18 protein-coding genes are annotated in these 24,896 nt (G+C 62.5%); 12 read left to right on the top strand and 6 right to left on the bottom strand.

Annotation, left to right across the window (positions count from 1 at the left end):
• Positions 1–10: 10 nt before the first annotated feature.
• From IVB22_RS24895 to IVB22_RS24875, 5 genes are all read left to right on the top strand, one after another.
• Entirely contained in the window at positions 11–676 is a 666-nt protein-coding gene (locus IVB22_RS24895) for a DUF4286 family protein (protein ID WP_247519893.1), read from the top strand.
• Between the two features lie 24 nt (positions 677–700).
• Positions 701–1,897: a chromate efflux transporter gene (gene chrA, locus IVB22_RS24890; protein WP_247519892.1), complete on the top strand. Its 1,197-nt coding sequence runs from the start codon at positions 701–703 to the stop codon at positions 1,895–1,897.
• A 295-nt stretch (positions 1,898–2,192) separates the two neighbouring features.
• Entirely contained in the window at positions 2,193–3,992 is a 1,800-nt protein-coding gene (locus IVB22_RS24885) for an FAD-dependent oxidoreductase (protein WP_247519891.1), read from the top strand.
• Complete coding sequence (locus IVB22_RS24880) at positions 3,962–5,812, top strand: 2-oxoacid:acceptor oxidoreductase subunit alpha (RefSeq protein WP_247519890.1); 1,851 nt, start codon at positions 3,962–3,964, stop codon at positions 5,810–5,812. The genes IVB22_RS24885 and IVB22_RS24880 overlap by 31 nt, the downstream gene beginning before the upstream one ends.
• Positions 5,809–6,864 (top strand): 2-oxoacid:ferredoxin oxidoreductase subunit beta, encoded by a 1,056-nt coding sequence (locus IVB22_RS24875; RefSeq protein WP_247519889.1) that lies wholly within the window; start codon positions 5,809–5,811, stop codon positions 6,862–6,864. Before IVB22_RS24880 ends, IVB22_RS24875 begins: the two co-directional genes overlap by 4 nt.
• A 141-nt stretch (positions 6,865–7,005) precedes the next feature.
• Here the strand turns inward: IVB22_RS24875 and IVB22_RS24870 are convergent, their stop codons facing one another.
• The 3 genes from IVB22_RS24870 to IVB22_RS24860 are packed head-to-tail and all read right to left on the bottom strand — an operon-like array spanning position 7,006 to position 11,784.
• Positions 7,006–8,550, bottom strand: coding sequence for a SpoVR family protein (locus IVB22_RS24870; RefSeq protein WP_247519888.1), 1,545 nt, complete (start codon positions 8,548–8,550; stop codon positions 7,006–7,008).
• The gene (locus IVB22_RS24865) at positions 8,547–9,827 is read right to left on the bottom strand and encodes a YeaH/YhbH family protein (protein ID WP_247519887.1); all 1,281 of its coding nucleotides are present in this window, start codon (positions 9,825–9,827) and stop codon (positions 8,547–8,549) included. The genes IVB22_RS24870 and IVB22_RS24865 overlap by 4 nt, the downstream gene beginning before the upstream one ends.
• Positions 9,828–9,840: 13 nt before the next feature.
• Positions 9,841–11,784 carry a PrkA family serine protein kinase gene (locus IVB22_RS24860; RefSeq protein WP_247519886.1) on the bottom strand — a complete coding sequence of 648 codons (1,944 nt, stop codon included), beginning with the start codon at positions 11,782–11,784 and terminating at the stop codon, positions 9,841–9,843.
• A gap of 503 nt (positions 11,785–12,287) precedes the next feature.
• Here IVB22_RS24860 and IVB22_RS24855 point away from each other — a divergent pair.
• Entirely contained in the window at positions 12,288–12,710 is a 423-nt protein-coding gene (locus tag IVB22_RS24855) for a hypothetical protein (RefSeq protein ID WP_247519885.1), read from the top strand.
• Positions 12,711–12,958: 248 nt separating this feature from the next.
• Here the strand turns inward: IVB22_RS24855 and IVB22_RS24850 are convergent, their stop codons facing one another.
• Positions 12,959–13,249: a hypothetical protein gene (locus IVB22_RS24850; protein WP_247519884.1), complete on the bottom strand. Its 291-nt coding sequence runs from the start codon at positions 13,247–13,249 to the stop codon at positions 12,959–12,961.
• A gap of 146 nt (positions 13,250–13,395) precedes the next feature.
• Between IVB22_RS24850 and IVB22_RS24845 the strand changes: the two genes are divergently transcribed.
• The 6 genes from IVB22_RS24845 to IVB22_RS24820 are packed head-to-tail and all read left to right on the top strand — an operon-like array spanning position 13,396 to position 20,838.
• Positions 13,396–16,242, top strand: coding sequence for a bifunctional transaldolase/phosoglucose isomerase (locus IVB22_RS24845; RefSeq protein WP_247519883.1), 2,847 nt, complete (start codon positions 13,396–13,398; stop codon positions 16,240–16,242).
• A 12-nt stretch (positions 16,243–16,254) separates the two neighbouring features.
• Positions 16,255–17,250: a phosphogluconate dehydrogenase (NAD(+)-dependent, decarboxylating) gene (gnd, locus tag IVB22_RS24840; protein ID WP_247519882.1), complete on the top strand. Its 996-nt coding sequence runs from the start codon at positions 16,255–16,257 to the stop codon at positions 17,248–17,250.
• A 6-nt stretch (positions 17,251–17,256) separates the two neighbouring features.
• Complete coding sequence (gene zwf / locus IVB22_RS24835; RefSeq protein WP_247519881.1) at positions 17,257–18,768, top strand: glucose-6-phosphate dehydrogenase; 1,512 nt, start codon at positions 17,257–17,259, stop codon at positions 18,766–18,768.
• A 3-nt stretch (positions 18,769–18,771) separates the two neighbouring features.
• On the top strand, positions 18,772–19,527 hold the full coding sequence (gene pgl, locus IVB22_RS24830; protein WP_247519880.1) for a 6-phosphogluconolactonase: 756 nt from the start codon (positions 18,772–18,774) through the stop codon (positions 19,525–19,527).
• Between the two features lie 22 nt (positions 19,528–19,549).
• Positions 19,550–20,038: a gluconokinase gene (locus IVB22_RS24825; RefSeq protein WP_374207667.1), complete on the top strand. Its 489-nt coding sequence runs from the start codon at positions 19,550–19,552 to the stop codon at positions 20,036–20,038.
• The gene (locus tag IVB22_RS24820) at positions 20,035–20,838 is read left to right on the top strand and encodes an HAD family hydrolase (RefSeq protein WP_247519878.1); all 804 of its coding nucleotides are present in this window, start codon (positions 20,035–20,037) and stop codon (positions 20,836–20,838) included. The genes IVB22_RS24825 and IVB22_RS24820 overlap by 4 nt, the downstream gene beginning before the upstream one ends.
• Positions 20,839–20,969: 131 nt before the next feature.
• On the opposite strand, the gene IVB22_RS24815 is transcribed toward IVB22_RS24820, so the two are convergent.
• Together IVB22_RS24815 and malQ are read right to left on the bottom strand one after the other, a co-directional pair.
• Complete coding sequence (locus IVB22_RS24815; RefSeq protein WP_247519877.1) at positions 20,970–22,769, bottom strand: glycoside hydrolase family 15 protein; 1,800 nt, start codon at positions 22,767–22,769, stop codon at positions 20,970–20,972.
• A gap of 17 nt (positions 22,770–22,786) precedes the next feature.
• Positions 22,787–24,736, bottom strand: coding sequence for a 4-alpha-glucanotransferase (gene malQ / locus IVB22_RS24810; protein ID WP_247519876.1), 1,950 nt, complete (start codon positions 24,734–24,736; stop codon positions 22,787–22,789).
• Positions 24,737–24,896: the final 160 nt, after the last annotated feature.

Genomic DNA, 24,896 nt, shown 5'->3' with positions numbered 1-24,896 from the left:
AAACAAGAAAATGCCGATGGCCGGAAAAGGCATGCTGCTGACGTCGATGAACATCGACGCCGCACACGAAGCCGAGTTCAATCGCTGGTACGATCGCGAACACCTCGAAGAGCGCGTCGCGATCGCAGGCTTCCTCGAAGCCCGCCGCTATGTCGCGCAGGACGGCAATCCGAAATATCTCAGCCTCTACTCCACCGAAACGTTTGAGGTGCTGGACAGCCCCGCCTATCGCACCGCACTGGCGAACCAAACTGAGTGGTCGAAGGCCAACATCGCCCGCTTTCAGAATATGATCCGGGCGGTCGCGCGCATCACGATCAGCCAGGGCACCGGCCGCGGCGCGGCACTCGGTATCATCCGACTGCGCCCTGCGGCAGGCGGCGAAGACAAATTGCGCGCCGCACTGCGAGAGCTACTCGACCCCAGCACGCTCGACGGCATCATCTCCATGCACCTGATCGAGAGCGATCCGGCGCTGTCGAAGCCGATTACTGACGATCCATCGGCTGCCAATCCCGGCGCCAGCGATTGGTTCGTGCTGATCGACGCCACCGACGTTGGCGCGGTGCCGCCTGCGAAGATACGGTTTCTCGACAATACCGTGTTCAAGCCGCACGTGATCACGAGCGGCGTCTACCGGCTGATGTGGGATATCGCCAAGAGCGACCTTGGCTAGGGCTGCGGATCGAGGCCCGATGCCATGAATGACAAGGCCACAGGCAGCGTTGCCGAAGTCTTCGCCGCCTTCCTCAAACTGGGGCTGACGTCGTTCGGCGGGCCGATCGCGCATCTCGGTTACTTCCGGGCCGAATTCGTCGAGCGGCGAAAATGGCTCAGCGAAAGCAGCTACGCGGACATCGTGGCGCTGTGCCAGTTCTTGCCGGGGCCGGCTTCCAGCCAGGTTGGTTTCACTCTCGGCATTCTGCGCGGCAACGGCCTGCTCGGCGGGCTTGCGGCGTGGTTTGCCTTCACCATGCCGTCGGCCCTCATCCTGTTCGCCTTCGCGCTCGGTGCGACAGCCTTCACGGGCCCCTTCGCCGAAGGGATTCTGCACGGCCTGAAGCTGGTCGCGGTCGCCGTGGTCGCACAGGCGATCTGGGGCATGGCAAACAGCCTGACGCCGGATCGCGCGCGGGCTGCGATCGCGCTTGCGGCCGTTGCGATCGTGGTTTTCATCGGCGGATCGTTTGGGCAGATCGGCGCCATCGCGCTTGGGGCCATGGCAGGGCTCTGGCTGTGCCGCGGCAATGGGGCCATGCCCGCGGGCCACCTCGGCTTTTCGGTATCGCGTCGACACAGCACGGTCGCGCTCGTGCTGTTCGGGGTCCTGTTCCTGATCACGCCGCTGGTGACGGCAAGGACCGGCTCGCAAGGCCTCGCCCTCTTCGACGCCTTTTATCGTTCCGGCTCCCTCGTGTTCGGCGGGGGCCATGTCGTGCTGCCGCTGTTGCAGGCGGAAGTCGTGACGCCGGGCTGGGTCAGCAATGCGGATTTCCTCGCCGGCTACGGCATGGCGCAAGCGGTGCCCGGACCGCTATTCACCTTTGCGGCCTACCTCGGCGCCATAGGACCTGCCCCCAATGGCCTGGCCGGCGCGGCGATTGCGCTCATTGCCTTGTCTCTGCCGGGACTGCTGCTGGTCTACGGCATGCTCCCGTATTGGGACGCGCTGCGCCTGCGCCCCACTGCGCAAGCCGCCATGCGCGGCACCAATGCGGCTGTCGTCGGCATCCTTGGCGCTGCGCTCTACAATCCGGTGTGGACCAGTGCCGTGCTTACCCCGCGCGATTTCGCCGTGGCGTTGACGGGCTTCCTTCTGTTGACGGTTTGGAAGCTGCCTCCCTGGATTGTCGTCGTCCTTCTGGCGGCGACGGGAGCCATTCTGCGACTGGTCTGAACACACGTCATCGCATCTGCGTGCATTCGTTTGCCCGACATGCACGAACCTGCCGTGTTCGAAAGTTGAAGCTGCACTGCACATGCTGCACTGCCGCATTGACGCTGCGACGCTAAGTCCAAGCTCCCATGCAGTTGAAGGCTGAAGATCGCGCAGAATTGGCTTGTGTGCCGCGTCTGGAATGGCTCTAATAAGATAAGCCTATGATCCAATTCAAAAACCACAAGAACGCTCGTTAAGCGTTCGAAAGGCAAAATGAGGCCGCGTTCCGATTGCTGACGCGGACAAGGTAGGAATGAAACCGACTGATATTTCGGCGCCAGACTACTTTCACAAAGTGGTCGATTGCCAATGGGCCTGCCCCGCGCACACACCGGTTCCCGAGTACATCCGTTTGATTGCCGAGGGGCGTTATAGCGACGCCTATATGATCAACTGGAAATCGAATGTGTTTCCCGGAATTCTGGGACGCACCTGCGATCGTCCGTGCGAGCCCGCCTGCCGCCGCGGCCGCGTCGAGGAAACGCCGGTTGCGATCTGCCGCCTGAAGCGCGTTGCCGCCGACTTCAAGGACGACGTCAAGCACCGCATGCCGAAGCCGCTTGCCAGGAACGGCAAGCGCATTGCCCTGGTCGGCGGCGGTCCTGCTTCGCTGGCGGTGGCGCGCGACCTCGCGCCGCTCGGCTATCACTGCACCGTGTTCGATGCCGATCCGAAGGCGGGCGGCATGATGCGGAGCCAGATTCCAAAGTTCCGCCTGCCTGACACGGTCATCGACGAGGAAACCGATTACATCCTCGACCTCGGCGTCGAGTTCAAGGGCGGGCATCGCATCGACAGCCTGAAGAAGCTGCTCAACGAAAACTACGACGCGATCTTCATAGGCTCCGGCGCCCCGCGCGGCCGCGAACTCGACATTCCCGGCCGCAAGGAAGCGGCGGCCAATATCCATATCGGCATCGAATGGCTGGCGTCGGTTTCGTTCGGCCATGTCGAGAAGATCGGACGCCGCGTGATCGTGCTTGGCGGCGGCAACACCGCGATGGATTGCTGCCGCACCGCGCGCCGGCTCGGCGGCGCAGACGTGAAAGTCATCGTGCGCTCCGGCTTCGAGGAAATGAAGGCGAGCCCCTGGGAAAAGGAAGACGCCCTTCACGAGGATATTCCGATCCTCAATTACATGGTGCCGGTGGGATTCAAGCATGTGAGCGGCAAGCTCATCGGCGTCACCTTCCAGAAGGTGAAGGCCGAATATGACGCCAAGGGCCGCCGCAACCTGGTGCCCTCGGGCGAACCGGATCAGACCATCCCCTGCGACGACGTGCTGGTCGCAGTCGGCCAGGAGAATGCGTTTCCCTGGATCGAGCGCGACTGCGGCATCGAGTTCGACAAGTGGAACATGCCGCAGGTCGATGCGAAGACCTTTGTCTCGACCAATCCGAAAGTTTTTTTCGGCGGCGACGCCGCGTTCGGCCCAAAGAACATCATCTGGGCGGTCGCGCACGGCCACGACGCTGCGCTGTCGATCCACAAGATGATCTCGGGCGAGGAAATCACCGAGCGCCCGCTTCCCGAAGTGCATGTTTCGTCGCAGAAGATGGGCATCCACGAGTGGAGCTACGACAACGACATTTCCGGCGACAAGCGCTACAAGGTGCCGCATCGCGACAAGGTGATCGCGCTGAAGGATATCAGGACCGAGGTGGAGCTCGGTTATGACGTCAAGCTCGCGCTCGGCGAGGCACAACGCTGCCTGAATTGCGATGTGCAGACCGTGTTCTCGGCGCCCGCCTGCATCGAATGCGACGCCTGCGTCGACATCTGTCCGATGGACTGCATCACCTTTACAGAAAATGGCGAGGAAGAGGATCTGCGGCAGCGGCTGAAGGCGCCCTCGCCGCATCACGACCAGGCGCTCTACGTCGCCGACGGGCTCAAGACCGGCCGCGTGATGGTGAAGGACGAGGACGTCTGCCTGCATTGCGGGCTGTGCGCCGAGCGTTGTCCCACCGGTGCCTGGGACATGCAGAAATACCTCATCGATATGACTTACGCGGGAACACCATGCCAGACCAAAGCCCGATCAGCAGCGTAAACGACTTCGTCGTCCGTTTCGCCAATGTCAACGGCTCGGGTTCGGCGAGCGCCAACGAGCTGTTCGCGCGCTCGATCCTGCGCCACGGCGTGCCGGTGTCTCCGCGCAACATCTTCCCCTCCAACATCCAGGGGCTTCCGACCTGGTACGAGGTGCGGGTGACGGAAGACGGCCATCTCGGCGCCCGCGGCGGCGTCGACCTGATGGTGGCGATGAACCCGCAGACCTGGGACAAGGACGTCGCCTCGATCGAGCCCGGCGGCTATCTGTTCTACGATTCGACCAAGCCGATGCCGACGTCGAAATTCCGCGCCGATATCAACGTGATCGGTGTGCCGCTGACCGCGATCACCAACTCGACCTATACCGATCCGCGCCAGCGCCAGCTGTTCAAGAACATCATCTATCTCGGCGCGCTCTGCGCCCTGCTCGACCTCGATCCCAAATTGGTCGAACAACTGATCGGCGAACAGTACAAGGGCAAGGAAAAGCTGCTGTCGTCGAACGTGCATGCGCTGCACCTCGGCCGCGACTGGGCGCTGCAGAACCTGAAATGCCCGATCGGTCTGCGGGTAAAGAAGTCCGACAAGGTCGGCGAACGCATCTTCATTGAAGGCAACAGCGCGGCTGCGCTCGGCGCCGTCTATGGCGGCGCCACCGTCTGCGCCTGGTATCCAATCACCCCGTCGTCGTCGGTGGCGGAGGCGTTCACGAGCCACTGCAAGAAGCTGCGGCACGATCCTGACACCGGCAAGGCGAAATACGCGATCGTGCAAGGTGAGGATGAGCTCGCATCCATCGGCATCGTGATCGGCGCCTCCTGGAATGGCGCGCGGGCCTTCACCGCAACTTCCGGTCCCGGCATCTCCTTGATGACCGAATTCATCGGCCTGTCCTACTTCGCGGAAATTCCGGCCGTAATCATGAACATCCAGCGCGCCGGTCCCTCGACGGGCATGCCGACGCGCACCCAGCAATGCGATATCATCGCCTGCGCCTATGCTTCGCACGGCGACACCAAGCACGTCCTGCTGTTCCCGGAAGATCCCGCCGAAGCATTCGAGTTCGCGGCGCAGTCGTTCGACCTCGCCGACCGGCTGCAGACCATGATCTTCCTGATGCTCGATCTCGACATCGGCATGAACCACCGGCTGTGCCGCCCGCTGAAGTGGGATGACGGTCGGCAGTATGACCGCGGCAAGGTGATGACCGCGGAGATGCTCGATGAGCCCGGCCGCGACTTCGGCCGCTATCTCGACGTCGACGGTGACGGCATCCCCTACCGCACCTATCCCGGCACGCACCCCACCAAGGGCTCGTTCTTCACCCGCGGCACCTCGCGCGACCGTTACGCGCGCTACTCGGAAGAAGGCGCCGTTTACGCCGATAACATGCAGCGGCTGGTGCGCAAGTTCGAGACGGCGCAGGACATGGTGCCGCGGCCGTTGCAGGCCAATGCCGCCAAGCCGACCAAATACGGCGTGATCTATTTCGGCTCCACCGCTCCTGCGATGGACGAAGCGATCGGCTTGCTGGAATCCCGCGGGCATCAGCTCGATCGCATGCGCATCCGCGCCTTCCCGTTCCACTCCAGCGTGGCGAGCTTCATTGCCGACCATGATTTCGTTTACGTGGTCGAGCAGAACCGCGACGCCCAGCTTCGCCAGTTGATCGTCAACGAGAACGGCATCGATCCAGTCCGGTTGGTGCCGATCCTGCACTATGACGGCACGCCGATCACTGCCCGCTTCATCGCCAATGCCATCGGCGACCACCAGGACCACCTCAAGGTGACCCCTCTCCGCAAGGCCGTGTCATGACCTACATCGCAAAACCGAAGTTTCATCATCCCGGCCTGCCGAAGAACGAACTCGGCTACACCCACCGTGACTACGAGGGCAAGATCTCGACGCTGTGCGCCGGCTGCGGCCACGACTCGATCACCGCCTCGATTATCGAAGCCTGCTATGAACTTTCGATCGAACCGCACCGGGTGGCAAAAATTTCCGGCATCGGCTGCTCGTCGAAGACGCCGGACTATTTTCTCGGCAATTCGCACGGCTTCAATTCCGTTCACGGGCGCATGCCGTCGGTGCTGACCGGCGCCAACCTCGCCAACCGCGATTTGATCTATCTCGGCGTTTCCGGCGACGGCGACAGTGCCTCGATCGGCTTCGGCCAGTTCGCGCATTCGATCCGGCGCGGCGTCAACATGACCTATATCGTCGAGAACAACGGCGTGTATGGCCTGACCAAGGGCCAGTTCTCGGCGACCGCCGACCGCGGATCGAAGTCCAAGAAGGGCGTGATGAACACCGACAACGCCATCGACCTGGTGGCGATCGCCCTGCAACTCGGCGCGAGCTTCGTGGCGCGCAGCTTCTCCGGCGACAAGTCGCAACTGGTGCCACTGATCGCGGCCGCGATCCGGCACAAGGGCGCGTCCTTCATCGACGTCATCAGCCCCTGCATCGCCTTCAACAACCACGCCGGCTCGACCAAGAGTTTTGATTATGTCCGCGAACACAACGACGCGGTGAATCGCCTCGACGTGCTCACCGGCCGCGACCCGATCACGGTCGATTACGCGCCGGGCACGGTGCAGGTGGTCGAGCAGCATGACGGCACGCGGCTGGCGCTGCGCAAGATCGACGCCGACTATGACGCCAACGACCGGCTGGCGGCGATGACCTTCCTGCAGAAGCACGCCGCCAAGGGCCAGGTGGTGACCGGGCTGCTCTATGTCGATCCCGACTCAGAAGACCTCCACACCCATCTCGACACCGTCGAGACGCCGCTCAATACGCTGGAAGCCACGGATCTGTGCCCCGGCACGGCGGCGCTGGAAAAGATCAACGCCAGCCTGCGGTAACCATAGCGTTTTCGAGCGAAGCATGCCCTCGGACTTGATCCGTGGGGGACCACCGGTTCGCGTCAAGAAAACGCGTCAAAACAAAAATCTAGAGCCCGGTTCTGATTCAATCAGAACCGGGCTCTATGCTGCCGCGGGTAGCTATGCGGCCACGGAGATGTTCCGTGGGTTCGCGACGTACTCCTTCAACACCGTGCCGGACGCGTCGCTCTCGACGAGCGACACGTCGTAGCTCCAGAGATCGGCAAGGTGCTGCAGCACGCGCTTGGTGTCGGCCTCGCTGAGCTGGGCGCCCTTTACCACGGTATGGCGCAACATCAGCCGGCGATCGCCGGCAAGGTCGACGTCGACGACTTCAATGTTCGCGTCGATGAAGCCGACATCGTATTGCCGCGCCAGTTCGCGCCGCAGCCGGCGGTAGCCGCGCTCGTTGTGGATCGCGTCGACCAGGATACCGGACCGGTCCTCCGGATCGTCATGCAGATGGAACATCCGGAAGTGCCGCATCAGCCGCGGGCTCATGAACTGGCTGATGAAGCTCTCATCGCGATAATTGGCCCAGATGTCGCGCAACACGCCCATGGTATCGCCCGTCCCGGCGATATCCGGGAACCACTCGCGATCCTCGGCTTCGGGATTGGTGACGATGCGCTCGATGTCCTGCATCATCGCAAATCCCAGCGCATACGGATTGAAGCCGGAATAGCGCGGGTCGTCGAATTCGGGCTGGAACACCACGTTGGTGTGCGACTGCAGGAATTCGAGGAAATTGCCGTCCGTAAGCCGTCCCTGCTGATGCAGCCGGCTCATGATGCGATAGTGAACGTAGGTCGCCGTGCCCTCGTTCATCACCTTGGTCTGGCTCTGCGGATAGAAATACTGCGCGATGTGCCGCACGATCCGCAGCAATTCGCGCTGCCAGGGACGCAGGCGCGGCGCCGTCTTCTCGAGAAAATACAGCAGGTTTTCCTGCGGCAGACCGAGCATCTGGCGGCGGCGCTCGACGTCCAGTATCGCGCCGCTCTTCACTTTGCCGGCCGGGACGGTGCGCCACAAATCGTTGAATGCGCTCTCCTCGTGCGCACGGCGCCTGCCCGCCCGCTTTTCCTCGGCGCGAAGATCGAGACTCTTCTTGCCGGGATAGCGATCGATGCCGTGCGACATCAGGGCGTGCGCGGCATCAAGCGTGTGCTCGACCGCCAGCCGGCCGTGGCGTTCCTCGCAATGCGCCACATAGCGCTTGGCGAATTCGAGATAGTCCAGAATGCCGTCGGCATCGGTCCATTGCTTGAACAGGTAGTTGTTCTTGAAGAAATGGTTGTGGCCGAAGGCAGCATGCGCGATCACGAGCGTCTGCATCGTCGCGGTATTTTCTTCCATCAGGTAGGAAATGCACGGCGACGAGTTGATGACGATCTCGTAGGCCAGCCCCATCAGCCCCTTGCGGTAGGACGCCTCCTGAAAGGCGAAGTGCTTGCCGAACGACCAATGCTTGTAGAACAGCGGCATGCCAACCGATGAATACGCGTCCAGCATCTGCTCGGCGGTAATGACCTCGATCTGGTTGGGATAGACGTCGAGCCCCAACTCGTCTCGCGCAACGTGCTCGCAGGCGTCGCAGATCCGCTGCAGCGTCCGGAAGTCCCAGTCGGCCCCCTCAAACAGCAACTGGTCGGTCGCGGTCATGACCCGGTCCTTTCCTGCTGGCTACGGCGCTGGAAGAGATCGTGGAATACCGGGAAAATCTCGCTGCGCTCGTTGACCTTGCGCATCGACAGCGGCGCGCCGCTCGCGCGCAGGCCCTCGTACAGGGTCCAGAGCGACGAATTGGGCATTTCGTAGCTAAGGCCATTCTCCTGGCCGACTTCCAGATAGGCAAAGAACTGGGTGACCGGCAGGATCATGTCGGTCAGGAGCCGGCTCGTGACCTCGCCGTCCGCGTAGGAATTGTCGCCGTCGGAAGCCTGCGCAGCATAGATGTTCCAGTCGTCCGGCCGGAACCGCGACCGCACGATGTCGTGCATTGCCTGCAACGCGCTCGATACCAGCGTGCCGCCGGAAGCCGGCCCGTAAAAGAACGTCTGTTCGTCGACCTCTTCGGCCCGGTCGGTGTGCCGGATAAAAACGATCTCGACGTGGCGATAGCGCCGCTTCAGGAACACGTAGAGCAGCATATAGAAGCGCTTGGCGAGATCCTTCATATGCTCGGTCATCGAGCCGGAGACGTCCATCAGGCAAAACATGACAGCCTGCGCCACGGGCTTCGGCACCGTCTCGAAACGCCGGTAGCGGATGTCGATCGGATCGATGAACGGGATGCGGCGTATCTTTGCCTTCAGGGCTTCGATCTCGGCCATGAGTTCGGCGCGGCGCGCCTCGTCGCGGCAATCCTCAAGCTCCGCCTCGAGCGCCGCCAGCACCTCCGGCCTCGGCCGCCGCAGCGCCACGCGCCGCGCCAGGGCGCGACTTACCGTTCGGCTCACCGAAATATTGGCGGGCGAGCCGGAGGTTGTGTAACCCGCCCGGCGAATGCCCTGGCTTTCCACCTCGGCCAGCTTTCGCTTGGCGAGATCGGGCAATTCCAGGTCGTCCAGGAACAGGTCGACAAACTCGTCGCGGCTGAGAACGAAGCGGAACGTATCTTCACTGTCGCCCTCGCCCGCACCCCTCCCCTTGCCACCGCTCGGGTTCGGCCGCGGAAGAATATCGCCCTCGATGAACTTCTTGTTTCCAGGCAGCACCATGTCGCGCGTGCCGCCCTCGCGGCGAAAGCGCGGCTCGTCCATGCCATCGATCGGCACGCTGACCTCGCCGCCTTCCAGGACATCCTTGATGTCCCGGTCCTGCGATGACTTCTTTACGGCCCCTTGAACCAGCGCCTTGGCCCGGCGCAGAAAGCGCTGGCGATTCTCCAGACTCTTGCTACCCGGATTCAGGCGCCGGTCGACGATGTGAATGGCCACGTTTTCATCCGCCTCAGCCAGCCTGTTTTACGCGCATGTACCACTCGACCAGCCGGCGGACTTGCCGCTCGGTGTAGCCGCGTTCGACCATGCGCGCGACAAACTCGCCATGCTTCTTCTCGGTCTCGCCGTCCTTCTTCGAACCGAACGAAATGACGGGAAGCAGATCCTCGACCTGGGAGAATATCCGCTTTTCGATCACTTCGCGAATCTTCTCGTAGCTGGTCCATGACGGATTCTTGCCGCTGTTCTGGGCCCGCGACCGCAGCGAGAACTTGACGACCTCGTTGCGGAAGTCCTTCGGATTGGCGATGCCGGCCGGCTTCTCGATCTTGGTCAACTCCTGATTGAGCAGTTCACGATCGAGCAATTGTCCGGTGTCGGGATCCTTGAAATCCTGATCCTCGATCCAGGCATCGGCATAATCGACATAGCGATCGAACAGATTTTGGCCGTAGTCCGAATAGGATTCCAGATAGGCCTTCTGGATCTCATGCCCGATGAATTCGGCATAGCGCGGCGCGAGTTCAGCCTTGATGAACTCGAGGTAACGCTTCTCGACCTCGTCGGGAAGCTGCTCGCGCCGGATCGACTGCTCCAGCGTGTACATCAAATGGACCGCGTCGGCACCGACCTCGTTGGTGTCGTGGTTGAAAGTCGCGGCGAGAACCTTGAAGGCGAAGCGGGTCGAAACGCCGTCCATGCCTTCATCGACGCCGGCAGCATCCCTGTATTCCTGAACGCTGCGCGCCTTCGGATCGGATTCCTTCAGGCTGTCACCGTCATAGATCCGCATCTTGGCAAACACGGTCGAATTCTCGTGCTTGCGCAACCGCGACATCACCGAGAAGCGCGCCAGCGTTTCCAGCGTGGCCGGCGCGCACGGCGCGGTGGCGAGTTCGGAGCCCTGGATCAGCTTCTCGTAGATCTTCTGCTCCTCGGTAACGCGCAGGCTATACGGCACCTTGATGACGCAGATACGATCGATGAATGCCTCGTTGTTCTTGTTGGTCTTGAAGCTTTGCCATTCGGCCTCGTTGGAATGGGCGAGAATGACGCCGGTGAACGGGATCGCGCCGATGTTCTCGGTCCCGATATAGTTGCCCTCCTGCGTCGCCGTCAGCAGCGGATGCAGCATCTTGATCGGCGCCTTGAACATCTCGACGAATTCGAGGATGCCCTGGTTGGCGCGATTGAGGCCGCCCGAATAGCTGTAAGCGTCGGGATCGTTCTGGGCGAAGGTCTCCAGCTTGCGGATGTCGACCTTGCCGACCAGTGACGAGATGTCCTGGTTGTTTTCGTCGCCGGGCTCGGTCTTTGCAATCGCGATCTGGCGCAGCCGCGACGGCTGGATCTTGGCGACGCGGAACTGCGAAATGTCGCCACCGAAGGATTCGAGGCGCTTATAGCACCACGGGCTCATCAGTCCGCTGAGGCGGCGGCGCGGAATGCCGTACTTCTCCTCGAGCATCGGTCCCAGCGCGTCCGGATCGAACAGGCTGAGCGGACTTTCGAACACGGGACTGAGTTCGTCGCCGGCCTTCAACACGTAAATGGGGTGGACTTCCATCAACGACTTGAGGCGTTCGGCGAGCGAGGATTTTCCGCCACCGACAGGCCCGAGCAGATAGAGTATCTGCTTGCGCTCTTCGAGACCCTGCGCCGCGTGGCGGAAGAAGCCTACGATACGCTCGATCGTTTCTTCCATGCCGTAGAAACCGGCGAAGGCCGGATAGAGTCGCATCGTGCGATTCAAAAAGATACGGCCAAGGCGAGGATCCTTGGCCGTGTCAATCATCTGAGGCTCGCCGATCGCAGCTAGCAATCGTTCGGTTGCATTGGCATATCGCATCGGATCGCTTCGACACGACTCCAGATATTCCGCCATCGACATGTCGGTCTGGCTTCTAGCTTCGAAGGACCGGGCGAAAGCATTGAACAGAGAATCGTTGTACATGATCCGTCTCTCCATGGTCACCTGTAAATGCCGGACGCACCACTCGGGTTCCAGTGTCGGAGCGTCACAGCTTCCGTTCGCGAATCACCATCAGCACATGCACCGATTGGACACGCGAGCGACTTCACAATGCAATGCAATAGTCGTGCTAACGGCCTCCTCCTCGTAAAGATACGGTGCCATTTCGCTCGCGTTGTAGCCGTGCTGCAACATTTTTTACCGGGTAAGTACTGAGCACGCTGTAAGGGATTTTTTAAGGAATCTGAGCGGCTGCGCGGCTCGAATCTGCATCCACCTGGCAAACCCGAAACAGCCAAACGGAGCAATTCGGGGTTCTGAACGGCTCGAACGCGCGGTAACGGGGGCCTTTTGTGACCTTCGGACGGCCGGGCAGCGGCAAATAAGGCCAAGATTAACACGCGTTCATCGCGGACTGGGTGTTGAACGCACCTGACGCCAACTGCAACTAAAGTAACATGCCGCGCGTTTAACCCGAGTCTGCCATGAAATACGCCTGCATCGGCGCCGCAATTGCCTCCGTCATCGGAGCCCATGCCTGCCACGCCCAGGAAGGCGTCGACAAAGCCAGAGCCACCACGTTCGATGCCCAAATGTTCGGCGGCCCTCTCAGCCGGAAGACCTATGCCTGCTTCGTGCGTCGTTATGACGCCAGCCATCTGGCGCAGCATCCGAAGCAGAAAGTCAGCGCGATGAAGCTGCTGGTGACGGCAGAGGACGCGCCGGAAGACAAGACCGTCAATTATTCGTTCCGCGTCTGGGAGCGTAACAAGCCCGACGACGACGCCAGCAATGATTTGGTTGCCGGCGCCGACGACAAGATCTTCCGCGTCGATCGTTCCGATCTGCACGAATGCTCCGAGTTGGTGACGGATCGCAAGGAGCTTGCGGCACTCCGGCACAAATGAGCCATACTACATAGGTTGGTACGCCTCACTACTTAGGTCTGTGACCTACACTACTTTGGCTGGAAAGATTTCATGCATCGACGCAATATGCTGTGGGGCGCGATTTCGGTGAGACCGTGAGGTCTTGGGCCTTCAGATCTTCCCGCTTGACGTGAACCTTTCACATCAATCGCTCATTTGAGCGATTTGGTCGCCGTAGTTTCGCCCGCTCCGCCCGGCTGAATACTTCGGGTGCTCGGACTCAGTCGCTATGGCGCCTGCGCGCCCGCTCCCACGCTGACATGCGGGTTGAGTCCCCCTGCGATCGCCCGCGGAATGTTTTGCGCATCAATCCTCATATGCACGCCGATGCCGGCCGCTTCCGCCGTGGTCAGGCCAAGCGCCAGCAAGCTACACAACAGCGTGAGGCAGGCGGGCAGCGAAAAACGACAGCGCATGACGGCCACCTTCACGACTTCGTGCTTGTGCCCGTTGGTGTCATAATTCCGGAAGCCGGTTCGACCGACCCCGCTGGGATCGAGGGCTGTGAGAACAGCCATTTTCGGGATCGAACCGCTGCCAATGGCGTTATCGTACTGGACCGCCCCATTCCATCCGGCGCCACACCCAACCAAATGTTGACTTTCCGGCCCTGCCCCCGAAAGCTGCCGGAAACCCAAAAAGCCGACCGAACAGAACAGGCATCATGAATCCCGTCAAAGCACTCGAAAACCATGGCCAGGCGATCTGGCTGGACTTCCTCGCCCGCGGCTTCGTCGCCAAGGGCGACCTCAAGGCGCTGATCGATACCGACGGTGTCAAGGGCGTGACGTCGAACCCCTCGATCTTCGAAAAGGCGATCGGCAGTTCGGACGAATATGACGGCGCAATCGGCCACGCCCTGAAGGCGGGCGACCGCCCCGTCGCCGACCTGTTCGAGGCGCTCGCCGTCGAGGACATCCAGAGTGCCGCTGACGTGCTGCGCCCGGTTTACGACCGCTTGAACGGCAATGACGGTTTCGTCAGCCTCGAGGTCTCGCCCTATCTGGCGATGGATACCAAGGGGACCATCGCGGAAGCCGAACGGCTCTGGAAGGACGTCAAGCGGCAGAACTTGATGGTGAAGGTGCCGGCCACGCCGGAGGGCCTGCCCGCGATCGAACATCTGATCGGCGAAGGCATCAGCATCAACATCACGCTGCTGTTCTCGCAAGACGTCTATCGCGAAGTGGCGGAGGCCTATATCGCCGGCCTGGAAAAGCACGTCGCCAATGGCGGCGATCCCGCGCCCGTCGCCAGTGTCGCGTCTTTCTTCGTCAGCCGTATCGATACCGCGGTCGACAAGCAGCTCGACGACAAGATCGCAAAAGCCAATGACCCCAGCGAGAAGGAGCGGCTGAGTGCACTGAAGGGCAAGGTCGCCATCGCCAACGCCAAGCTTGCCTATCAGGACTACAAGCGGCTGTTCGCAGGACCCCGTTGGGAGAAGCTCGCGGCCAAGGGCGCAAAGCCGCAGCGTTTGCTATGGGCGTCCACCGGCACCAAGAACAAGGACTACAGCGACGTGCTGTATGTCGAGGAACTGATCGGCGCCAACACCGTCAATACCGTGCCGCCGGCAACGCTCGATGCGTTCCGCGATCATGGCAAGCTGAGGGACAGCCTCGAGGAGAATATCGAGGACGCAAGGCGCGTGCTGGAAGAGCTTGAAAAGTCCGGCATCTCGCTCGACGCCATCACAAAAGAACTGGTCAGGGACGGCGTGAAGCTGTTCGCCGATGCCGCCGACAAGCTCTATGGCGCGGTCGCGCAGAAGCGTGCGACATCGCTCGCAGGCGGCATCGATCGGCAGCAACTCGCGCTTGGCGACGGCATCAAGAAGGCCGTGGAGAAGAGCACCGAGGACTGGCGCGCGTCGGCTACAATCCGCCGCCTGTGGCAGAAGGACCAATCGGTCTGGACCGATGACGACGAGAACAAATGGCTGGGCTGGCTGAACAGCCCCGCGGCCGCCGACGTCGCCGATTACGAGGATTTTGCCCGCCGCGTGAAGGGACAGAATTTCAGCGATGCGGTCGTGCTCGGCATGGGCGGATCGAGCCTCGGGCCGGAAGTGCTGGCGGAAACTTTCGCCAAAAAATCCGGTTTCCCGAAGCTGCATGTGCTCGACTCCACCGACCCTGCGCAGGTGCGCGCGATGGAGGATACCGTCGATCTCGCCCACACGCTGTTCATTGTCTCCAGCAAATCGGGCGGCACCACCGAGCCGAACGTGATGAAGGATTATTTCTTCGATCGTGTCTCCAAGACCATCGGCAAGGACAAGGCCGGCCACCGCTTCATCGCCGTCACAGATCCCGGCTCGTCGCTGGAGAAGGTCGCGATCAAACAGGGCTTTGCCCGCATCTTCCACGGCGATCCCGCGATCGGCGGACGCTACTCCGTGCTGTCGCCGTTCGGGCTGGTGCCAGCGGCGGCTGCCGGCATCGACGTTCGCAGCCTGATCACGCACGCGCTCGCAATGGTGCGCTCCTGCGGCGCCGACGTGCCGCCGCACGAAAACCCCGGCGTGCAGCTCGGGCTGGCGATGGGGCTTGCCGGCCTTGAAGGCCGCGACAAGGTGACGATCACTTCGTCGGAGAAAGTCGCCGATTTTGGCGCCTGGGCCGAGCAACTGATTGCCGAATCCACCGGCAAGGACGGCAAGGGCCTGATCCCGATCGACGGCGAACCGCTCGGCGATCCCGCGCTTTACGGCAACGACCGCTTCTTCATCGATATCCGCACCGAAGGTGAAGACGACGCCTCGCATGACGACCGGCTCAAGGCGCTGGAAGCGGCCGGGCATCCCGTGGCCCGCATCGTCATGAAGTCGATCGACCACATCGGCCAGGAGTTTTTCCGGTTTGAGATGGCGACCGCCGTGGCGGGCGCGATCCTCGGGATCAATCCGTTCAACCAGCCTGATGTGGAAGCAGCCAAGATCAAGACCCGCGAACTGACGGCTGCGTTCGAAAAGACCGGCTCGCTGCCGGCGGAGAAGCCTATCATTTCGACCGACGAGGCCGATCTCTACACCGACGCGCACAACGCCGTCGAGCTGCGCAAGGCCGGCGCCGACGGCACGCTCGGTTCGTGGATCAAGGCACATCTCTCACGTTCGGAGAGCGGCGACTATGTCGCCCTGCTCGCCTATATCGCGCGAGACCCCGGCACCATCGGCTCGCTGCAGAAGATGCGGCTCGCGGTGCGCGACAGGCATCACGTTGCAACCTGCGCCGAATTCGGCCCGCGCTTCCTGCACTCCACCGGCCAGGCCTACAAGGGCGGCCCCGACAGCGGAGTGTTCCTGCAGATCACGGCCGACGATGCCGAGGATTTGCCGGTGCCCGGACAGAAGGCGAGTTTCGGCATCGTCAAGGCAGCGCAGGCGCGCGGTGATTTCGACGTGCTCACCGAACGTGGGCGGCGCGCGCTGCGCGTCCATCTCAAGGGCGACATCGGATCTGGATTGTCTGCACTCGATGCCGCGATTGCGGAAGCGCTCAGCTAGGAAAGTCAGAAGATGCAACTCGGCATGATCGGGCTCGGCCGGATGGGCGGCAACATCGTCCGCCGGCTGATGAAGAACGGCCACACCGCCGTGGTCTACGACAAGGATGCGAAGGCGGTCGCTGCGCTTGCCACGGAAGGCGCCGTCGGCGCTGATACGCTGGAAGATTTCGTGGCCAAGCTCGAGAAGCCGCGAACCGCCTGGGTGATGCTGCCGGCAGGCAAGATCACCGAGGCGACCATCGAGGCATTGGCAAAGCTGATGCAGCCTGGCGACGCCATCATCGATGGCGGCAACACGTTCTGGCAGGACGACGTTCGCCGCGGCGCGGCGCTGAAAGCAAGGGGCCTGCATTATCTCGACGTCGGCACCAGCGGCGGCGTCTGGGGTATCGAGCGCGGCTATTGCATGATGATCGGCGGCGACAAGGCGGTGGTTGACCGGCTCGATCCGATCTTCAAGACACTGGCGCCGGGTGTTGGCGATATCCCGCGCACACCAGGGCGCGAGGGCCGCGACCCGCGCATCGAGCAGGGCTACATTCACGCCGGCCCGTCCGGCGCCGGACATTTCGTCAAGATGATCCATAACGGCATCGAATACGGCCTGATGCAGGCCTATGCCGAAGGTTTTGACATTCTCAAGAACGCCAATATCGAAGCGCTGCCGCCGGAACACCGCTTCGACATGAACATCGCCGATATCGCAGAGGTGTGGCGACGCGGCAGCGTGATCCCGTCCTGGCTGCTCGACCTCACCGCATCGGCGCTCGCGGAAAACCAGACGCTGGATAATTACTCCGGCTTTGTGGAGGATTCCGGTGAGGGTCGCTGGACCGTCAACGCCGCGATCGACGAAGCCGTGCCCGCGGAAGTGCTGACAGCGGCGCTCTATGCGCGCTTCCGTTCGCGCAAGGATCACACCTTTGCGGAAAAGATCCTGTCCGCGATGCGCGCTGGTTTCGGCGGCCACAAGGAGCCGCCGAAAAAAACTGACACGAAGGCCTGAGCTGTCATGGCGGTCGGTCAGATAGCGCAGAAGAAACCCGATCCCTGCTCCTTCGTCATTTTCGGCGTGACCGGCGACCTCGCGCACCGGCTGGTCGTTCCCGCGCTCTATAACCTTGCCGCCAGCGATCTGTTGCCGGACAGGTTCTGCCTGGTCGGCGTCGCCCGCAAGGGCATGACGAGCGACAAACTGCGCGACAGCCTGATGAAAGGCCTGCGCCAGTTCGCGACCCGTGCCGTGGACGATGCAATTGCCCAGCGCCTCCTGGCATGCGTGACCTGCGTCGAGGCCGATCCGAAGGAGCCTGAATCGTTCGACGCCATGAGCAAACAGCTCGACCAACTCGAAGCCGCGCGAGACACCGGCGGCAATCGCCTGTTCTATCTGGCGACGCCGCCTAACGCATTCCTGCCGATCAGCCGTGAACTCGGCCGCACCGGCATGCTGGCGGAGAACGGCGCATGGCGGCGGCTGGTGGTGGAAAAGCCGTTCGGGACCGACCTCGCTTCGGCAAAGGCGCTCAACAGTGAATTGCTCAAACTGGTTGAAGAGCACCAGATCTATCGGATCGATCATTACCTCGGCAAGGAGACGGTGCAGAACATCCTGGTGTTGCGCTTCGCCAATGGCATGTTCGAGCCGATCTGGAACCGCAACCATATCGACCACATCCAGATCACCGTCGATGAAAAACTCGGCGTCGGGCATCGCGGCAGCTTTTACGACGCGACCGGCGCGTTGCGCGACATGGTGCCGAACCATCTGTTCCAGCTGCTGTCGCTGGTCACGATGGAGCCGCCGGTGAAATTCGACGCGCATTCGGTTCGCTCCGAAAAGGCCGAAGTGCTTTCCGCGATCCAGACCCAGAGCGAGCAAGAGGCGCTGCAAAATTCCGTGCGCGGCCAATATCGGGGCGGCAAGATTGGCGATGTTGAAATCGACGACTATCGCAAGACCCCCGACGTCGCGCCGGGCAGCACCACCGAGACCTATGCCGCGCTGAAGCTGACCATCGACAACTGGCGCTGGGCCGGCGTGCCTTTTTACCTGCGCACTGGCAAGGCGCTCGGCGTCAAGCGCACCGAAATCGCCATCAAGTTCAAGCAGGCGCCGTTCGCGATGTTCCGCGACACGCCGGTGGACCGGCTGTCGCAGAACTACCTCATCATCTCGACCGAGCCGACCGAAGGCATCGCGCTGCAGTTCAACACCAAGGTGCCGGGACCGAACATCAACATCGACGGCGTCGAGATGAAGTTCCGTTACAAGGACTACTTCAAGGCCGAACCTTCTACTGGCTACGAGACGCTGATCTACGACTGCATGATCGGCGACAACATCCTGTTTCAGCGCGCCGACAGCGTCGAGGCCGGCTGGCAGGCGGTGCAGCCGTTCCTCGATGCGTGGAAGAAGGCAGGCGGCAAGGGGTTGAAGGTTTACGAACCGGGCAGCGAAGGACCGGAGGAAGCCAACGATTTGCTTGAACGCGACGGCCGTAGCTGGCGGAAACTCGGCTGAGCGATGGTAGCGAACGACAACCGCCACGTGATCACGGTCGCCGATCCAGCGGCGATGGCGGCGACCGCCGCCGAACATTTGCTGGCCAGGACCGCCGCCAACAGCGGCCGCGTGGCGATCTGCCTGACCGGCGGATCGAGCCCGAAGCAGCTCTATCAGTTGCTTGCGACCGACGCCTATCGAAGCCGGATCCCGTGGCAGCGTGTGCATTGGTTCATCGGCGACGAACGCTTCGTGCCGGCTGATGACCCGCTCAACAACATGGGCATGGCGCGAGAGAGTTTTCTGGATAGCTGCGCGCCGGCGGCAAATATCCATCCGATTCCGACCGCGACGGCCGATCCGGCCGATCCCGACCGGGGGGCAGCGCTTTACGAACAGGAACTACAGTCGTTCTATGGCGCAGACACGCTGGATGACGCCCGCCCCCTGTTCGACCTCGTGCTGATGGGCGTCGGCCCCGACGGCCATACCGCGTCGCTGTTTCCCGGCGACCTCGCGCTCGACGAAACTTCGCGCTGGGTCGTCGGCGTTCCCCGGGCGAATGTCGAGCCGTTCGTCCCGCGGGTTACCCTCACGCTGCCCGCCCTCGCCTCCTGCCACGAAATGCTGTTCGAGGTTTCCGGCCGCGACAAGCGCGCGATCTTGACGCGCCTCTTCGCAGGCGAGAACCTGCCCGCCAACCGCGCGCGATCCACCGGCGAGACGGTCTGGCTGGTGGACCGGGCAGCGATTCCGGAGAATTTTGGTGGGCAGTAAGACTCCTTGTGCGCTGGTAGTGATGGGCGTTTCCGGCTCGGGCAAGAGCACCATCGCCGATCATCTCGCCAGACGACTCGGCTGGCGCTACGAGGACGGCGACAGGTTTCACCCGGCAAGCAACGTCGCGAAGATGAGCGCCGGCCATCCGCTGACGGACGAGGACCGCTGGCCGTGGCTGCAGGCGATTGCCGACGAGATCGACCGCCTCTCCGCTGCCGGTGAGCGCGCCGTCATCGCATGCTCGGCGCTGAAGCGTGCCTATCGCGACGTTCTCGTGCACGGCCGCGACGATGTCCGCATCGTATTTCTCGATGGAGCGCAGGATCTGATCGCGGCCCGGCTTGCCGCCCGCAAGGGGCACTTCATGCCGCCGGGCCTGCTCGCCAGCCAGTTCAAGACACTGGAGCGGCCGGGCACCAACGAGCGGCCGATCACGGTATCGATCGATGCGCCGGTCGAAAAAATCGTGGATGACATCGTCAGTCAATTGAACCTGGTTCCCCAATGACCCGTATCGCGCTTGTAGTTTCCGACGTCGACGGCACCCTGTTGACGAAGGACAAAGTTCTGACTGATGGCGCAAAGGCCGCCGTGCGCAGGCTGCATGCGGCCGGCATCGGCTTCACCATCGTCTCCAGCCGGCCGACCATCGGCATGGGCTTTCTGATCGAGCCGCTTTCGATCACGCTTCCCGTCGGCGCCTTCAACGGCAGCTCGATCGTTGACGACAAGCTCAGGCCGATCGAGCAGCATTTGATTCCGCCTGCAATAGCGCAGCGCAGCCTCGACGTGCTCAACGCGTTCGGCGTCGATATCTGGTTGTTCAGCAACGACCGCTGGTACACCCGCAATCCCGACGGCGAATACGTCTCCCACGAGAAACGCGCGATCAAGGCTGATCCGACCATCATCCCGGATTTCACGCCCCATCTCGGAGAAGCCTGCAAGATCGTCGGCGCCAGTTCGGACGCGGCGCTGCTTAAGCGTTGCGAGGCGGCGATGCGGGAAGCCGTCGGCGCCGAGGCGACCGCAGTCCGCTCGCAGACCTATTATCTCGACGTCACGCCGCCCGGTCACGACAAGGGCACCTTCGTGGATGCGATGACCAGGCGGCTCGGCATTCCGGCCACGGCGGTCGCGACCATCGGCGACATGGAGAATGATCTTCCGATGTTTGCCAGAAGCGGCATTTCATTTGCGATGGGCAATGCGGCCGACGGCATCAAGCAGCACGCGACGCATGTGACCGGCAGCAACGAGCGCGACGGATTTGCCGCTGCGATCGAGACGGTGCTGCAGCTCGGATAGGCGAAGCATTTTCATCGGGAGGTCGGTGGGTGGGCAAAGCGTAGCGTGCCCACCATCACGAGCGAGCGTGAAATGGTGGGCACGTCGCTGTCGCTCCTTTGCCCACCCTACGAACTGCAAGACGGCGGCCGCTATTTCGATCGCTGCTTCGCCGGCTTCTCGGTCGATTGCTTCGTTGCACTCAAATTGTGCGCGGTGTTGATCAGTGCGATGTGTGTCAGCGCCTGCGGGAAATTGCCGGTCTGGCGGCCGGCCGCCGTATCGTATTCCTCGGCCAGGAGGCCGAGATCGTTGGCGACCGCAACCACGCGGGTAAACAGGTCCTGCGCATGAGCAAACTCGCCCGCCAGCACATAGGCGTCCGCCAGCCATAGCGTGCAGGCGAGGAACGCGCCTTCGGCCGGTTGCTGCTCCACTTCGCGGGGATCGTGCCGCAGCACAAAACCGTCGCGCATCAGATGCCGTTCGACCGCGACCAGCGTGCCGCGGACGCGCGGATCTTCCGGCGGCAGGAATCCGACCGACGGCAGCAGCAGGATGCTGGCGTCGAGCATCTTCGAGCCGTAGGACTCGACAAAGGAATTCAGTTCGGGATCAAATCCTCTTGCGCAGACGTCGAGATGAATGGCGTCGCGCAGCACACGCCACTTCTCGAGCGGCGCCTTGAAGCCGAACATCTCGGCGCTCTTGATGCCGCGGTCGAACGCGACCCACGTCATCACCTTCGAAGAGACATAATGCCTGCCTGCGCCGCGGCGCTCCCAGATGCCGTGATCCGGCTGGTCCCATCGCCCGGCGAGGTGCTGCAGCACGGCGCATTCCATCGCCCAACTGGTTTCATCCATTTCGAGTTTTGCCACGCGCCACTGGTGAAAGGCGTCGATCAACTCACCGTAGACGTCGAGCTGCAGTTGCGCGTGGGCGGCATTGCCGACCCGCACTGGCTTTGCACCTTCGTAGCCAGGCAGCCATGTGGCCTCCCATTCCAGGAGGCGGCGCTGGCCCATGATGCCGTACATGATCTGCATGTTGGCGGGAGAACCCGCCGCCGCCCGTAACAGCCAGTGGTGCCATGCCGACGCTTCCTCCGTGTAGCCCGAATTCATCAGCGCCAGCAGCGTAAAGGTGGCGTCGCGCAACCAGCAGAAGCGATAGTCCCAGTTTCTGGCGCCACCGAGCTTTTCCGGCAGCGAGGTCGTTGGCGCGGCGACGATGCCGCCGGTCGGGGCGTAGGTCTGCGCCTTCAGCGTGATCAGCGAGCGCATCACGAGGTCGCGGTACTCGCCCTGGTAGGTGCAACGGCTACACCATTCGGTCCAGAACGCTTCGGAGTCCTTCAACGCATAGGCAGGATCGATCGGCTTGGGCACCGGCAGATGCGAAGGGCCATAGGTGAGCACGAAGGGAACGGTGTCGCCCTCGCCGACCTCGAAATCGGCGACCGTCGTCAGGTCCTCGCCGCGGGTCTCGACCGGCGTCCGCAACACCGTCATGTCCTGCCCGCAGATCGCGAGCAGCGCCGAACCGTCTTCGCTTTTCTTGACCCAGGGGATATCGGTGCCGAAGCCGAAGCGGATCACCAGTTGCATGTGCATCCTGACCCGGCCGCGAACGCCGCGCACCAGCCGCACCACGTCGGAGGCGTTGCCGCGCGGCGGCATGAAATCGATCAGGTCAACCGCGCCGTCAGCCGTCTCGAACCGGGTTTGAAGGATCAGGGTGTCATCCCAATAGCGGCGCGAGGTGCCGGTAACTTCCTCCACCGGTGCGATCAGCCAGCGGCCGTGCTTCTCGGTGCCGAGAAGTGCGGCAAAGCAGGCATCGGAATCGAAGGCCGGCCAGCACAGCCAGTCGATCGATCCGTCCCGGCCCACCAGCGCCGCGGTTTCGCAGTCACCGATCAGCCCATAGTCTTCGATACGGCATGGCAAGATGCTTCACCGTCTGATCAGATTGCAGCGCGCGACCGCTCATGGGTTGCCGCCTTGAGTGCGGCGACGTCGACCGAGGATGTCGTTTCCTCGATCGGCACCGGAAGCCGGCGCCGCCAGTTCGGATGCTCGTCGACGGTGCCGGGAATGTTGGGTTGATCCACCACCCCGAGCAGGTCCTCCAGCGAGATCGCGAGCAGCCGCGATCTGGTGCGCGCCAGAAAATTCGCCACCGAATAGAGATCGTTGCGGTCGATGGTATGATGACCCAGCACGTCGTCCAGCATCGCCAGCGCACGCCAGCGCGCATCGTCGGTCTCGCCGGGATCGATCCCGAGCGAGCGCTTCAGCTTGAGATCGCCGAACGAGCGCCAGCCGGCATAGGTCGAGAGATCGTGGGTGTTGAAGGTGACGAGCGCATTGGTCAAGTAATGGTCGATATGGCGGAACGAGCCGCCGTCGTCGCGCTCGAACATCATCACGAGATACGACCAGATGCCCCAATCGGCGATCTGGTCGCGAAAGCCTTCCGGCACGGTGCCGAGGTCTTCGCCAATCACGACGCAGCGGTTCGCAACGCTTTCCTGCGCAGTCACTGCCAGCAGCGCCTCGAACGGCATCTGGACGTAGACGCCGTCGCGTGCGCTGAAGCCTTGCGGCACCAGATAGAGCCGCTTCAGGCCGAGCACATGGTCGAGACGGATGGCGCCGGCGTGGCGCATCGCGGCGCGCAGCATGTCGCGGTATGGCGCAAAGGACTCAAGCTCGAGCCCGACGGCATTGAAGCCGGCGAGGCCCCAGGTCTGGCCGGCGGTGTTGAGCGGATCGGGCGGCGCGCCGACGCCGAGATGGCGGGATATCGCGACCTGCTCGTTCCAGGCGTCGAACCCATCGGCCTGCACGCCGACCGCGACGTCGAGATAGAGCCCGACCTTCATGCCGAGCTGTTTCGCCAGATCGGCCGCTGCTCCCAACTGCCGGTCGGCGGTCCATTGCACGAATTCGACGAACTCGATCTCGCGGGCGCCCTCCCCCTGGCGCAGGGCGGCACATTTGGCATCGTCTGGCCGCCGCCACTCTTCCGGCCATTCCCACCACGGCTTGCCGAATTTGTGCCGGAGCACCTCGAAGCAGGCAAAGTGCGACAGCAAGGCGCCGCGCTCGGCGCGAAATTTGTCAAAATCCTGTTGGCGGCCCGGCTTGGCGTTGGCCTTGAAAGCGCCAAAGGCCCTGCGGAGCGCCCGCCACTTCAGAGCGGCGACGCCGACGTAATCGACGACCTCTCCGGCCCGCAACGGCGCCAAAGCCTCGCGGATTTCAGAATCGGGCTGAAATTCGGGAAGCTTTTCGACGTCGATATAGAGCGCGTTGAGAAACAGCCGGCTGTTCGGCGAATAGGGGCTGCAATCGCCCGGGCGATCGTCGAACAGGGCATGCAGCGGATTGAGGCCGATGCCGTCGGCGCCGAGATGATCGGCGAGTTCGATCAGGCTGGCGAGGTCGGTGAAGTCGCCCATGCCCCAGTTGCGCGCGGAGCGGACGCCGTAAAGCTGGACTGCAAGCAGCCAGCAACGGTCGAACTCGCCGCCAAACGCCCTTTCCGGCGCCGAAATCAGCGGCACGTCCTCGGCGGCCGAGGCGTCGCTCACCTGAAGCCGGTAGACGCCAGGCGGCAGGTCCTTGGGCCAGTCGATGGCATGATCCGAGCTCTCGCCCTTGGCGATAAGCCCCGAATCCGCAACGATTTTCCACTCCACCGGAAGCCTGGCTGTAGCCGGGAGCTCGGTTCGCGACGGCCGGCCGGAGCGGACCACGACTGGATGGCCGACCAGCGGTCCCGGGGCCTGCGGCGGCAAGGCATCCAGAATGATTTTGAGCGCGGCGGCATCCGTCACACGGCGGTGACCCTGACCGTCCAGGAACTCGGTCTGGATTCCCTGGGCTTTGGCTTGAGCAAAAAGGTCCATTCGGCACGTACTTTGCACGCAAACATCAAACGGATGTCGCGAAATTGTCCAATTACGGGAAGGAGATAGACGGTGTCTAACGCTCGGGCCCAGCAACGGTTCCAAGGGAACCAAAGCGAGTCGAGCGGCTTTCTATCTCAGTTCGAAACGTCTCCCTTTC

It is taken from the genome of Bradyrhizobium sp. 190 (assembly GCF_023073415.1).
Lineage (GTDB): Bacteria > Pseudomonadota > Alphaproteobacteria > Rhizobiales > Xanthobacteraceae > Bradyrhizobium.
The sequence above is the reverse complement of the archived record's forward strand: the minus strand, read 5'-3'. Positions and strand labels throughout refer to the sequence as shown.

What these genes read in the sequence shown, in the direction of transcription:
- IVB22_RS24820 (WP_247519878.1), top strand. Translation starts at nt 20,035, where the DNA reads ATGACCCGTATCGCGCTTGTAGTTTCCGACGTCGACGGCACCCTGTTG.
- IVB22_RS24870 (WP_247519888.1), bottom strand. Translation starts at nt 8,550, where the DNA reads ATGACCGCGACCGACCAGTTGCTGTTTGAGGGGGCCGACTGGGACTTC.
- IVB22_RS24855 (WP_247519885.1), top strand. Translation starts at nt 12,288, where the DNA reads ATGAAATACGCCTGCATCGGCGCCGCAATTGCCTCCGTCATCGGAGCC.
- IVB22_RS24895 (WP_247519893.1), top strand. Translation starts at nt 11, where the DNA reads ATGCCGATGGCCGGAAAAGGCATGCTGCTGACGTCGATGAACATCGAC.
- chrA (WP_247519892.1), top strand. Translation starts at nt 701, where the DNA reads ATGAATGACAAGGCCACAGGCAGCGTTGCCGAAGTCTTCGCCGCCTTC.
- IVB22_RS24845 (WP_247519883.1), top strand. Translation starts at nt 13,396, where the DNA reads ATGAATCCCGTCAAAGCACTCGAAAACCATGGCCAGGCGATCTGGCTG.
- IVB22_RS24850 (WP_247519884.1), bottom strand. Translation starts at nt 13,249, where the DNA reads ATGGCTGTTCTCACAGCCCTCGATCCCAGCGGGGTCGGTCGAACCGGC.
- malQ (WP_247519876.1), bottom strand. Translation starts at nt 24,736, where the DNA reads ATGGACCTTTTTGCTCAAGCCAAAGCCCAGGGAATCCAGACCGAGTTC.
- IVB22_RS24885 (WP_247519891.1), top strand. Translation starts at nt 2,193, where the DNA reads ATGAAACCGACTGATATTTCGGCGCCAGACTACTTTCACAAAGTGGTC.
- IVB22_RS24825 (WP_374207667.1), top strand. Translation starts at nt 19,550, where the DNA reads ATGGGCGTTTCCGGCTCGGGCAAGAGCACCATCGCCGATCATCTCGCC.
- pgl (WP_247519880.1), top strand. Translation starts at nt 18,772, where the DNA reads ATGGTAGCGAACGACAACCGCCACGTGATCACGGTCGCCGATCCAGCG.
- IVB22_RS24860 (WP_247519886.1), bottom strand. Translation starts at nt 11,784, where the DNA reads ATGTACAACGATTCTCTGTTCAATGCTTTCGCCCGGTCCTTCGAAGCT.
- zwf (WP_247519881.1), top strand. Translation starts at nt 17,257, where the DNA reads ATGGCGGTCGGTCAGATAGCGCAGAAGAAACCCGATCCCTGCTCCTTC.
- gnd (WP_247519882.1), top strand. Translation starts at nt 16,255, where the DNA reads ATGCAACTCGGCATGATCGGGCTCGGCCGGATGGGCGGCAACATCGTC.
- IVB22_RS24875 (WP_247519889.1), top strand. Translation starts at nt 5,809, where the DNA reads ATGACCTACATCGCAAAACCGAAGTTTCATCATCCCGGCCTGCCGAAG.
- IVB22_RS24880 (WP_247519890.1), top strand. Translation starts at nt 3,962, where the DNA reads ATGCCAGACCAAAGCCCGATCAGCAGCGTAAACGACTTCGTCGTCCGT.